Origin of the sequence: Polynucleobacter sp. es-GGE-1 (assembly GCF_018882005.1) — a bacterium.
GTDB lineage: Bacteria > Pseudomonadota > Gammaproteobacteria > Burkholderiales > Burkholderiaceae > Polynucleobacter.
The window spans coordinates 83903-96290 of the sequence record NZ_JACVPE010000009.1 but is presented as its reverse complement, the minus strand read 5'-3'; the positions used below and the strand labels follow the sequence as shown (position 1 = coordinate 96290).

General features: G+C 46.5%; 13 protein-coding genes. 6 read left to right on the top strand and 7 right to left on the bottom strand.

The annotated features are described in order from the left end of the window. Positions 1–495, top strand: a complete 495-nt coding sequence (locus ICN35_RS08220; protein WP_216126377.1) for a CinA family protein — start codon at positions 1–3, stop codon at positions 493–495. Position 496: 1 nt separating this feature from the next. Here ICN35_RS08220 and corA read toward each other — a convergent pair whose 3' ends face one another. Next, a complete protein-coding gene (gene corA / locus ICN35_RS08215; RefSeq protein ID WP_215296244.1) occupies positions 497–1462 on the bottom strand; it encodes a magnesium/cobalt transporter CorA in 966 nt (321 codons plus the stop codon). A gap of 73 nt (positions 1463–1535) precedes the next feature. On the opposite strand from corA, the gene pyrF reads away from it, so the two are divergent. Further along, a complete protein-coding gene (pyrF, locus tag ICN35_RS08210; protein ID WP_216126376.1) occupies positions 1536–2375 on the top strand; it encodes an orotidine-5'-phosphate decarboxylase in 840 nt (279 codons plus the stop codon). Here pyrF and mtgA read toward each other — a convergent pair. Genes mtgA through mpl form a run of 6 tightly spaced genes read right to left on the bottom strand, consistent with a single transcriptional unit; the run spans position 2368 to position 9208 of the window. Beyond that, positions 2368–3135, bottom strand: coding sequence for a monofunctional biosynthetic peptidoglycan transglycosylase (mtgA, locus tag ICN35_RS08205; protein ID WP_216126373.1), 768 nt, complete (start codon positions 3133–3135; stop codon positions 2368–2370). The genes pyrF and mtgA overlap by 8 nt on opposite strands. A gap of 30 nt (positions 3136–3165) precedes the next feature. Further along, positions 3166–4071 carry a shikimate dehydrogenase gene (aroE, locus tag ICN35_RS08200; protein ID WP_216126370.1) on the bottom strand — a complete coding sequence of 302 codons (906 nt, stop codon included), beginning with the start codon at positions 4069–4071 and terminating at the stop codon, positions 3166–3168. Positions 4072–4122: 51 nt separating this feature from the next. Continuing rightward, positions 4123–5010, bottom strand: a complete 888-nt coding sequence (locus tag ICN35_RS08195; protein WP_216126359.1) for an energy transducer TonB — start codon at positions 5008–5010, stop codon at positions 4123–4125. Further along, positions 4994–7030 (bottom strand): ribonuclease catalytic domain-containing protein, encoded by a 2037-nt coding sequence (locus tag ICN35_RS08190; protein WP_216126357.1) that lies wholly within the window; start codon positions 7028–7030, stop codon positions 4994–4996. Before ICN35_RS08190 ends, ICN35_RS08195 begins: the two co-directional genes overlap by 17 nt. A gap of 2 nt (positions 7031–7032) precedes the next feature. Beyond that, positions 7033–7767: a 3-oxoacyl-ACP reductase FabG gene (fabG, locus tag ICN35_RS08185; protein WP_216126355.1), complete on the bottom strand. Its 735-nt coding sequence runs from the start codon at positions 7765–7767 to the stop codon at positions 7033–7035. Between the two features lie 43 nt (positions 7768–7810). Then, on the bottom strand, positions 7811–9208 hold the full coding sequence (gene mpl, locus ICN35_RS08180; RefSeq protein ID WP_216126352.1) for a UDP-N-acetylmuramate:L-alanyl-gamma-D-glutamyl-meso-diaminopimelate ligase: 1398 nt from the start codon (positions 9206–9208) through the stop codon (positions 7811–7813). Between the two features lie 26 nt (positions 9209–9234). Here mpl and ICN35_RS08175 point away from each other — a divergent pair, with 26 nt between their 5' ends. The 4 genes from ICN35_RS08175 (at position 9235) to accC (ending at position 12380) form a co-directional block, all read left to right on the top strand. Then, positions 9235–9762 carry a TlpA disulfide reductase family protein gene (locus ICN35_RS08175; RefSeq protein ID WP_216126350.1) on the top strand — a complete coding sequence of 176 codons (528 nt, stop codon included), beginning with the start codon at positions 9235–9237 and terminating at the stop codon, positions 9760–9762. 259 nt (positions 9763–10021) lie between these two features. Continuing rightward, positions 10022–10471 carry a type II 3-dehydroquinate dehydratase gene (gene aroQ / locus ICN35_RS08170; RefSeq protein WP_216126348.1) on the top strand — a complete coding sequence of 150 codons (450 nt, stop codon included), beginning with the start codon at positions 10022–10024 and terminating at the stop codon, positions 10469–10471. A 35-nt stretch (positions 10472–10506) separates the two neighbouring features. Next, positions 10507–10968 carry an acetyl-CoA carboxylase biotin carboxyl carrier protein gene (gene accB, locus ICN35_RS08165; protein WP_216126346.1) on the top strand — a complete coding sequence of 154 codons (462 nt, stop codon included), beginning with the start codon at positions 10507–10509 and terminating at the stop codon, positions 10966–10968. 47 nt (positions 10969–11015) lie between these two features. Continuing rightward, a complete protein-coding gene (gene accC / locus ICN35_RS08160; protein ID WP_215296233.1) occupies positions 11016–12380 on the top strand; it encodes an acetyl-CoA carboxylase biotin carboxylase subunit in 1365 nt (454 codons plus the stop codon). Positions 12381–12388 lie beyond the last annotated feature (8 nt).

Genomic DNA, 12388 nt, shown 5'->3' with positions numbered 1-12388 from the left:
ATGCATTCACTCGATACCGTCCAAACCTTAGCAGAAATTTTGCGCTCGAGAAATTGGAAAATGACGGTTGCAGAGTCCTGTACTGGGGGCTTGGTCTGCGCCACTCTCACTGAATTAGCGGGCTCAAGCGAATGGTTTGAGCGGGGCTACATCACTTACAGCAACCAAGCCAAAGAAGAATCCTTGGGAGTGCCAGCAGAGCTTATTCAAAGCTTTGGAGCAGTGAGCGAGGAAGTTGCTAAAGCGATGGCTAAAGGCGCTCAGCTGAATGCAGATGTCAATGCCGCCATCTCAATTACCGGTATTGCAGGTCCCAGCGGTGGCTCAGCAGGCAAACCTGTGGGAACAGTATGCTTTGGCTGGTCAATTCAAAATGAAGCTGGTGAAAATAGAGTGCTTACAAAAACGATGCACTTTGCTGGAGACCGCCAAGCGATTCGAGAACAATCTTGCAATTACGTACTGAGCGAATTGGCAAAGCTACTCGAAAATTAAATTACTTCATCCAGCCTTTGCTATGAAAGTAGCCCAGCGGAATAATCGCTGAAATAATCATCAAACCGATTGCCATTGGATAACCCCAAGTCGCATCCAATTCAGGCATGTGCTTGTAGTTCATACCCCAAATACTCGCTAGCAAAGTAGGTGGCATTAAAGCGACGGAGACCACCGAGAAGATCTTGATAATTTTGGATTGATTCAAATTAATAAAACCGACTGTCGCATCCATCAAGAAGTTGATCTTGTCGAATAGGAATGCTGTATGGTTTTCAAGTGAGTCAATATCACGCAAAATTTGGCGCGCTTCCTCTTGCTGCTCATCCGATAGTAACTTGCTACGCATTAAGAAAGACAGAGCTCTGCGGGTATCCATCACGTTACGACGAATGCGTCCGTTGGTATCTTCTTCCTTTGCAATCGTCTCTAAAACCTCTGCAGCATCGGCATCATTAATGCTATCAGACAGCACTCGCTTACCTGCTTGCTCAAGGTTTTCATAAACCTCTTCTAAAGCATCGGCTGAATACTCGGCATCCGTGGAGTACAGATCGAGCAAGACATCCTTTGCATTACTGACTGAGCCGGGGCGCAAACGCGCACGCAAACGGACTAAGCGAAATACTGGTAAATCTTCATCATGAATCGAGAACAGCACTTGCTTAGTCAGCACAAACGCCACACGCACGTTGCGAGAAGTCTCTTCTTCATCCAATAAAAAATCGGTGCGGATATGGAGATGACCGTCATCCGCTTCAAAATAACGAGCAGAGGCTTCTAGGTCGCCCAAGTCATCTAACTCGGGCAAAAGCACACCAAAAGCCTCTTTAATCCAAACGAGCTCTTCTTCCTCTGGATCAACTACGTCAATCCAGATAGGATTAGCGTATTGCAATAATTCATTGCGATCTTCCACTTGCTCTTGAGAGAGGCGGCCATTTTGCAGGACGAACAAGTTGATCATGGTGAACTCCTAAGGAATGTGCGCTAGTTTATCCTATAGATCATGACTGTTTCACTAAAATAAGCTAAATCCAATGAACCCTCGCTCAAATACCTTTCACCAGCAACTCCAGTCTGCATGGGCTTCCCAAGGCAGCATGCTGTGTGTTGGTTTTGACCCAGACCCCAAGCGCTTACCCCCATCCCTGCAAGGGAAACCTGCGGGGATCTTTGAGTTCTGTCGCGATATCGCTGATGCCACTGCAGATTTGGTCTGCGCCTTCAAGCCTCAGTTTGCCTACTTTGCCTCACAACGCGCTGAAGACCAACTAGAAAAACTGGTACGTCACCTCAAAGACAAATACCCCCATATTCCTGTCATCCTCGATTCCAAGCGTGGTGATATTGGCAGTACCGCAGACCACTACGCTCTGGAGGCCTTTGAGCGCTATGGTGCGGATGCCATCACCGTCAATCCCTATATGGGCTCTGACACGATTGAGCCCTATCTAAAACATACTGGTAAAGGTGTCATTGTCCTGTGTCGCACTTCTAATCCAGGTGGCTCAGATTTACAGTTCTTAAATGTTTCCCCGAATGGGGAGCCTTTGTATCTGCATGTAGCCAAACTTGCAGCCACTCAATGGAATCGCTCGGGTCAAATTGGTCTTGTCGTGGGCGCAACCTTCCCAGAAGAGATCGCAAAGGTACGAGCAATTGTGGGTGAGATGCCTTTACTCATCCCCGGCATCGGAGCCCAAGGTGGAGATATTGAAGCCACCGTTAAAGCGGGCAGTATTCCAGGCAAACCTGGAACAGGCATGATCATTAATTCTTCAAGAGCTATTCTGTATGCAAGCTCTGGAAATGATTTTGCGCAGGCTGCACGAAACGTAGCACAGTCCACGCGTGATGCGTTAAGGGCGGCTACTTAGCAGTCTTAGACGAACTCTTGGGCTGAGCTATCGGCGCTAAAGCGACACGCCCCATATTCTCCAAAATAAATTCTTGTCTGGTTGAAAAGTGGATCCTGGCCTTGCGGCAATATTGCTCTTTATCAAAACACTTGGGTGCTGGCAAAGCGGAAGCTAGAGCCGCAGCCTGATCTAGATCTAGTCCTGCTGGCGTAGTTACGTAATAGTGCTCAGAAGCAGCCCCAATACCAAAAATGCCTTCACCCCACTCTACTGAATTAAGGTAGATCTCAAACAATCTCTGCTTAGACAGTGTAAGCTCTAAGAGTCCGGTAATGATGAGCTCTTGCCCTTTACGAAAATAATTTTGCTCGGAAGATAAGAATAAATTTTTTGCAAGCTGCTGAGTAATGGTTGACCCACCACGCAGCACGGTTTTAGATTTAGCCCCCGCCTGAGGTTTTTGCTGATTTTGCTGTTGATTTTTTTGCCATGCTTTTTGCATGTCTTCAACACGAACCCCTTTGTGTTGAAAAAAGATGTCGTCTTCGCTAACCAAAACCGCACGTTTGAGATTGTTTGAAATCTTATCGTAAGGCGTCCACTTTGATTGTACGGAACAAATCCAATGCCAGGAACACAAGCGCCAGCGCTCTGCTCTCTGAAAGGCTGTGCTGCTGGGATCTACACTAATCCATAGGCCGATCTGAACGGCAAAATATACCTGCATGGCTATGAAACCAGCCAAGAGACATTTGACTAGGTAAGCAATCCAGCGCATGAGTGAGAAATTAACTGCAAGTAAATTTGATCAACTGCGCAACTTAGCGAGCACTGCTCGCGAATCAATTTGTGTTGCTAGATCGGTTCCCCGCCATAACAAGAATGCATCTGCAGCTTGCTCCACCAACATACCAAGGCCATCGCTAATGCGTGCCCCACGCTGTAAAGCTTGCTTCATAAAGGCCGTTGTTTTACCGTAGACCATGTCGTAAGCAAATGAGCTTGGCGTAAAGATGTTTACTACAGCGGCAATGCTCAAAGGAGACTCATCTGCTAGTCCTGCAGCAGTTGCATTAATCACCAGGTCAAATGGATAGGGTGTTTTTTCAGAACTCTCTAATTGAGCTAATGTGCGAGCTTCCAAGGCAACCTCTTTTGAAGCAGCTACGTTGGCAAATAACTTGATCAATTCATCAGCCTTTATGCTTGAGCGATTAGCAATCACTAAGCATTTAGGTGAATGCTCCAATAAGGGCCCGATCACTCCACGTGCTGCTCCACCAGCACCTAAAAGCAAAATACGCGACTCATGGACGGCGATACCCTGCGCCAATAGGTCGCGCACCAAGCCAGCGCCATCAGTATTGTCACCATAAATCTTGCCATCCTGAATCCATAGCGTATTGACTGCACCAGCCAACTGGGCTCGACTAGTTAATTGATCAGCAAAAGCTTGGGCATATAACTTAAATGGCACGGTGACATTCATACCCTTACCGCCAGCAGAAAAGAATATTTTAGCAGCTTGAGCAAAACCATCTAGCTCCGGCTGTAAACGGCCATAGTGCATAGCTTGTTTAGCTTGCTCTGCAAAGCGCTGGTGAATGGCGGGCGACTGACTATGGCCTATTGGATTGCCCGCTACCGCATAGACATCTAGACCCGGGTGAAGACTTGGATCGGTATGCAAATCAACGGAAGCGTTTGAACTCATGATGGCTACAGAATAAGCGAATTTGCGATTTTAAGAATAAGGAGTGCTGCACTAACGTTTGAGTTCCAGAAGATCATTCCCATCGCGAGTAAAGTCAAAGGTGGAGATCCAATCGAGCACATCAATTTGATTACGCATTTCTGAAGGGAATGGGCCAAATGGGGCTGATGCACGAACAATGGCTAGGGCCTGTCGATCCAATTCAGGATTACCTGAGCTTCGCCCTATTGACACCCCATCTTTACCTTGCGCATTAGTAGTAATTCGGCCTTGAGAATCGACACTCACAACGATAATCAAGCTGCCATATAGCGGTCGACCATTGGCACGCGGAAAAAATGTACTACCGTAAGCCTCAATCTTTTGGCGCATACCATCAAAGTAATGGGCAAAAGTCACTGCCCTAGTATTGGCGCCGGTGAGTACCTTGCGGCGAGGCTCACGTCCATCCGCTTGTAACTGCTTCGCCAACTCTGCCTCTAAAGAATTCAGTTGGGGGGCAATCTTTTGCTCATCCCCACTTTTCCGTCCACCAGATTTAGCTCGCTGCTCGTCTAACTTGGCCAGCATCTGCTTTTGCTGCTTCTCTAAAACCTCAAGACGTGCCTCCGCTCCCAGTCTGGCTCGATGTAGTGCTGTGGCATCTTGATTTTCAGACTTACCTCCGCCCTGTAGATCTGCCTGGGCTAATTTGTTCGCCTGCTTTGGGGGCGTCTTGTTACTGGCATTCACGAGGACAACACTCAAAGGCGTATTGAGTCGGCGATTTTGAATTTCACCAATACCCCAACGAAACGATAGAAACAGTGCATGAATAATGAGTGATACGCATAGTGCGAATCGAAAAGGATAGCGTCGCCAGGTATTCTGAAAAAAGTTCACGGCTCGATTAAATTTTTCTGAGCGAGGAATCTGAACAGGATTAATCTGGGCTGGCATCTTCTTCTGCATCCTCGGGCAATGCATCGGTCAATTCTTCTACAGTCTTTACTTCTGGCTCTGCTTTGGCTTCAATCTCTAGCACTCTCACAGCGGCACTCAATTGCAACAAGTCGACATCAGCTACCGCGACTTCTGCACGAGTCATGCGGGGGTGACTTGCCAACTCTGGGATAGGTAAGTGTAGAGGTACTAGCTCTACCCTAGACATCCCCTCTTTTAAGTGACGTACATAAACGTTTTTGGAATCTCCATCCTGCGCAATCCAACGCAAGCACCAATACTTTTCTAGGCGATCTTGAAATTCGCCATAAGCTTGATAACAAGATTCAAAGTCTGCAGCGATTCCCATCAGAGTCGCATCTCGTGGTGGAAATGGTGCCATCATCTTCGCAGTCACCCCATGTTTTGCTAAGGCGATTAACTGCCACTGATTGACGAGATCGGAGTAGCGACGTAGCGGAGAGGTGCACCATGCGTAGTAGTCGAGCCCCAAGCCTTCATGAGGCCCTGGGGTAGTTTGCATACGAGTACGCAATGGTCCCCAACCCTTTTGAGTTCGAAACAAACCTGGCAAACCATGATCCGCTAGCAATTGACCAGATGCACTATTACAAAAGATCATCCACTCTGCAACGATCGTATCGAGAATAGAACCACGCTGACGCGGAATAATTTCTACACGTTGAACTCCATCCACATCTTGAATTTGAAAATGAAAATCTCTTGCCAAAGCATTGGGATCAATCACACCCAACTGTTCAGCACGTAGACCATTGAGGATTCTTTTTTCTTGTCGACCAGCATGCAAGAGTTTTGCGGCACGCCACAAGATAGCTAACTCTTTTCGATAGGGATAGCTAACGCCTTCATCTAACAAACTCTCTTCGCTCACCAAATGCTCCACATCTTCTAGACGAAGATTAGCAGTCATCGGCACCATCTCTGCCCGCATTTGCAGGGTATCTCGGTTTACTATTCCATCCGCATCAAGATCTACATAGATGGATAGCGCGGGTCTCGGAGCTCCTGCATCCAGGGAGAATTGCTCAATGACCGAATCAGGCAACATCGTAATTTTGTTGCCCGGAAAATAAACGGTAGACATACGATTGCGAGCCACTTGGTCCAATGGATCATCTTTACTAATCGCCAAACCTGGTGCTGCAATATGAATACCGATGCGATGACTACCCTCTACAAGTTCTGTTACCGAAAGCGCATCATCAATCTCAGTAGTTCCTGAGTCATCAATCGAGAAAGCATTTACTTCGGCCAAAGGCAGTTCTGCAATCGCCGCATCATAGGCTGCTTGATCAACTCCGATATTGACATGATGAGCAGCGCCATTTGGAAAATGGGCTTTCAAGAACATTCCCTGGTGATAGGCTAATGGAGATTCAATTGCAGCACAACGAATCATCAACTGCGCCGGGGATTCACCTGTTTCTGTGCATGCGGCTATGAGGGCCTTATAAGCTGAAGAATTCTTATCTGGGGAGAACAGTAGTTGCTTAGCTGAAGACTTCAAGGTGTCAGGGAATATGCCTGCGACTAAATCTTGTTGCCAAACAGATTGTTGCTCTAACTCTTTTTGCTTGCGCTCCAGTGCAGCTAAGCCTGCTTGCAATTGCTCAAGGGGCGCTCTTTGAAAGCGCCCTCGCCCTTTGCGACGGAAAAATACTGGGGCATCTTGTAAGGCAATCGCTAATGCTACTTGCTGAGGGATCGTTGCTTGCGAGCCAAAATATTCAAGAGAAACATCTACCAGACCAAACTCTTCTTCAGGCGCGCAATCCCAGAGCAATTGCAAGTCAATATCTTTAGATAAAACGAGCGCTTCATCCATCGCAGTTTGTGCCTCGGGCTTTTCAAAGCGCAACCAAACCTCTTTTGCCTTGAGTTTGATCTTCTTGCCAGAAAGACTGGTCGCCTGCCAGGATTCAGCATCGCCTGTTCCTGTTGCAGACTGTACGGCAGCAATTTTGATATCGCCACCCTCTTCATATAAGAGATTCATGCTTAGAGGGAAATCCCGCCGCTAGCTTCTAATGCAACTCCATTAACGTAACTCGCTTCATTGCTGGCAAGGAATAGATATACGTTGGCCATTTCTTCAGGCGTGCCCAAACGACCTAGCCAACTGCGACGCTCAATATCTTGCAGAATATTTTCTGGCATGGCTTTAACCATTTCTGTCGCAATAAATCCAGGACAAACTGCATTGACTCGAATGCCTTTAGGACCAAGCTCACGAGCCCAAGTCTTGGTAAAGCCAATCACGCCAAACTTTGTCGCTGAATAATTAGTTTGACCAAAGTTCCCATACAAACCGACCACGCTAGAAGCATTCACAATCGCGCCAGTACCAGCTTCCAGCATGTGTGGCACTACCAATTGGGTGCAGTTGAATACGCCCTTGAGGTTGACATCAATCACGGTATCAAATTGCGCCTCAGTCATCTTGATCAAACGTGCATCTTGCGTAATACCAGCGTTATTAATCAAAATATCAATGCGGCCATGTTTTTGGATGACTTGATCAACTACCGCCTGAATGCTGGCACGATCAGTCACATCCATTGCATAGGCCTCAGCATGAGGAATTTGGGCTGCAGCACTCTTTACTGCCGCAAGATTAATATCAGCAACGATCACTCTTGCACCCGCTTCTGCAAAGCGCTGGGCCGTTGCAAATCCAATCCCTTTTGCTGCGCCTGTAACAATGGCGACCTTATCTTCTAATCGATTGCCCATATTTTGCTTTCAGTATTTATTTATTAGGTTGCGGTAAGTTAAATTAAACAGATATGGCTTCTAATATTTTTTGATGCGCTCCACCAAAGCCGCCATTACTCATCACTAGAATGTAATCGCCTGGTTTAGCTTCTTTGGCAACTGCATTCACTAATGCACCAAGGTCATCGAAGGCATGGGCTTTACCAGCCTCTTTTGTATTTAGTGGGGCTAGGACTTCTGCCAAATCCCAGCCCAAAGATTCCTTGCCACTACTGGCTCCATAAGCAAAGACCTTATCAGCCTGCTGCAAGCTATTAGGTAGTTGTGCCTTCATTACACCGAGTTTCATCGTATTCGAGCGTGGCTCCAATACCGCCAAGATGCGCGCCTTACCCACTCGACGACGTAAACCATCAACCGTGGTGGTGATCGCCGTTGGATGATGCGCAAAGTCGTCATACACCGTAATGTCGTTTGCAACACCAATCGTTTCAAGACGACGCTTCACGTTTTTAAATGCCGCCAAGGCGCGTGCAGAATCTGCTGGTGAAATACCAATGTGATTGGCAGATGCAATTGCAGCAAGCGCGTTGAGTTGGTTGTGTCTGCCCATCACGCCCGAATCAGGAGCCCATTGCACGGTGGCCACCTCTTTGCCTAACTGACGCACAATAAAGCCATCACCCTCTTGTGAAATCAATGACCACTGGTTAGCGGCATCCTGTCCAAAACGCTCTACAGGCGACCAAGCACCGCGGGTGACAACCCGCTCTAGCGCAGGTTCCTCGCCATTGACTACCAATAAGCCATCACTGGGCACTGTGCGTACTAAGTGATGAAACTGAGTTTCGATAGCAACAAGATCCGCAAAAATATCTGCATGATCAAACTCTAAGTTATTTAATAAAGCAGTGCGTGGCCTGTAATGGACAAACTTACTGCGCTTATCGAAAAAGGCAGTGTCATATTCATCGGCCTCTATTACAAAATATTGACTTTCACCCAAGCGTGCAGATACTGTGAAATTCAGTGGCACTCCACCAATTAAATATCCAGGCTTGTAGCCATTAAATTCCAAAATCCAAGTGAGCATGGCTGATGTAGTCGTCTTGCCATGCGTACCGGCTACCGCTAAAACATGTCGGCCATATAAAACTTGCTCCCCTAGCCATTGAGGTCCAGAGATATAGGGCAGCCCTTGATTCAGAATGGCTTCTATTAAGGGATTGCCACGAGAAACGACATTGCCAATCAAAAATAAATCGGGCATGGTCTCAAACTGCAATAATTGATCTGGCGAGAATCCCTCAATGAGCTCAATACCTTGAGCTTCAAGCTGTGTGCTCATTGGTGGATACACGTTGGCATCACAACCCGTTACACGATGTCCGGCTTGCCGAGCGATTGCGGCAATGCCGCCCATAAAGGTACCGCAAATGCCCAAGATATGAATATGCATTAGCGAATTTTAGCGAAGGAGTTGTAATGAATCGAAGACAGTGGATCATGATTGGCGGAATTAGTCTTCTGGCGCTCCTTGCTGGAGTCTTTTCATCTCAGTGGATTTCGCAAACAGGCTTGGCGAGCGACCCCTCTATCAAAGCTTTCTTTGGCAACCCTTGGCAAACACCCGATGGTAAATCAGCAAATTCTGAAAATTGGCGAGGAAAAGTACTCGTTGTGAACTTTTGGGCCTCCTGGTGCCCCCCTTGCGTAGAAGAAATGCCTGCTTTAGACAAAATTTCCCAAGAATATGCCGCTAAAAATGTATTAATTGTCGGTATCGGTATTGATTCACCATCTAACATACGCGAATTTCTTGAAAAAACCCCAGTTTCTTATCCCATTGTGGTTGGTGGATTAGAGGGCAGCAATCTCTCCAAACAAATGGGCAATACCCAAGGCGCCCTACCCTTTACAGTCATCATCAATTCAAAAGGTAAGTCTATTTATAGTAAATTAGGGAAGATAAGCGAAGAAGAGCTCAGAAAGGTCATTAATTCAGAGTTATAAAGATTTTTAAAGACTTTTAACCCTCAGTATTCCATTGAAAATTGCTTAAATATTAAGCAATTACACCCATCATTTTTATATTTACTCTGAAAAGCAGTAAAAAATTTGCTTCCTAAAGGCATTTTTGGGCATTTTCAAGACCCCAGAGGGTATACTCGCATCCTTAGCAGGTAATGCATCAAGTCGCTCTACTCACAGATTAGTGGCCTAAAGCCAAATTAAACCATTGACACCTAACTGCCTCTAAAAATAGGGATCTATGTCTAAAAAAGTATCAATTCTGGTTATTCAAGGCCCCAACCTCAATCTATTGGGAACCCGTGAGCCTGAGGTTTATGGGAAAACTACCCTGGAAGATATCCACCAAAAGCTGGGAGATCTCGCAAGAGCCCAATCTGTCGATCTAAGTACCTACCAAAGTAATCATGAAGGCGAGTTAATTGACCGCATTCAGAAGGCTAAACAAGATGGCGTGGATTTCATCATCATTAATCCTGGTGCATTTACTCATACCAGCGTTGCCTTGCGTGACGTTTTAGCTTGTGTACCCATTCCGTTTACCGAAGTACATTTATCAAACATTCACCAAAGAGAAGAGTTCCGCAAACACTCTTATCTATCAGACATCGCTACCGGTGTGATTTGTGGACTTGGAGCTATTGGCTACGAATTAGCACTGCAAGCTGCGATCGCCCGCATACAAAAATAAGCTAATTAAAGAATTTCAAGAGAGGACTCACTCATATGGATCTAAGAAAACTCAAAACCTTGATCGACTTAGTTTCTGAATCAGGTATTTCCGAATTAGAGGTCAACGAAGGTGAAGACCGTGTTCGCATTGTGAATGCCGGCTCTGCAGCTCCTACTGGACACGTGGTTTATACCAATCCCGCTCCGACACACACGATGCAAGCAGCGCCTGCTGCTGCAGCTCCCGCATCACCCGTTCTAGATGCGCCTGCAGCTGAAGCTGGATTTATTGCGCGCTCACCTATGGTGGGCACTTTCTATCGCGCCCCAAATCCAGAATCGCCTAACTTCGTCAACGTTGGTGACACTGTTAAGGTTGGTCAAACACTGTGCATCATTGAAGCGATGAAATTGCTTAACGAAATCGAATCAGAACAAGCGGGGGTCATTAAAGAAATTCTTTGTGAGAATGGTCAAGGCGTTGAGTTTGATCAGCCCTTATTTGTCATTGCTTAATTTCTCTGCCTTTCTTTCCAATCTTTATTACCTAACTCCGAGCCTACATGTTCGATAAGATTCTGATTGCCAATCGGGGAGAAATTGCTCTCCGTATCCAACGCGCATGCCGCGAGTTGGGAATCAAAACCGTAGTGGTCTATTCCACTGCAGATAAAGAAGCTAAGTATGTGAAGCTTGCTGATGAGGCGGTCTGCATTGGGCCTGCACCTTCGCCACTAAGTTATCTCAATATGCCTGCAATCATTTCTGCAGCAGAGGTGACTGATGCCGAAGCGATTCACCCTGGATATGGCTTCCTCTCTGAAAATGCCGATTTTGCAGAACGTGTTGAAAAATCTGGTTTTGCCTTTATTGGTCCTACTGCTGCCTCGATTCGCTTGATGGGCGACAAAGTTTCGGCTAAGCGCGCCATGATTAAAGCCGGTGTACCCTGCGTACCTGGTTCTGAAGGTGCGTTACCAGACGATCCAAAAGAAATTATTGCTACCGCTAAAAAAGTGGGTTACCCAGTCATCATTAAGGCTGCTGGTGGAGGTGGTGGACGCGGTATGCGTGTTGTCCATACTGAAGCTGCGCTAATCAATGCTGTCAATATGACTCGCGAGGAAGCTGGGCGCGCATTCGGTAATCCAGAAGTCTATATGGAGAAGTTTTTAGAAAAACCTCGCCATGTTGAAATTCAAATTCTGGCCGATACCCATGGCAATGCTATTTGGTTGGGTGAACGTGATTGCTCAATGCAACGTCGCCATCAAAAAGTGATTGAAGAAGCACCAGCTCCTGGTATTGATCGTCGCTTGATTGCCAAAATTGGTGAGCGTTGTGCTGAAGCTTGTAGAAAAATTGGCTATCGCGGTGCTGGAACATTTGAGTTCCTCTATGAAAACGGTGAATTTTTCTTTATTGAGATGAATACTCGCGTTCAGGTTGAACATCCAGTCACAGAAATGATCACTGGTGTAGATATCGTTCAAGAACAAATTCGAATTGCCGCTGGTCTCAAATTGGCTTATCGCCAAAAAGATATTGTGTTCCGCGGCCATGCAATTGAATGCCGTCTGAATGCAGAAGACCCATTCAAGTTCACGCCAAGTCCAGGGAAAATTGGTTCATTCCATATGCCTGGCGGTCCTGGTATTCGCGTAGATTCTCATGCCTATAGTGGCTATGTAGTCCCCTCAAATTACGATTCCATGATTGGTAAGTTAATTTCTTACGGCAATACTCGAGAGCAAGCGATTCGCCGTATGCAAATTGCCTTGTCTGAGATGGTGATTGATGGGATTACTACTAATGTTCCGCTTCACCGCGAACTGATGCTAGATCCCAACTTCATGGAAGGTGGTACCAGCATTCACTACTTAGAGCATCGCTTAGAAGAGCAAGCTGCAAGTCGCGGTAAATCCTAACTCACTCC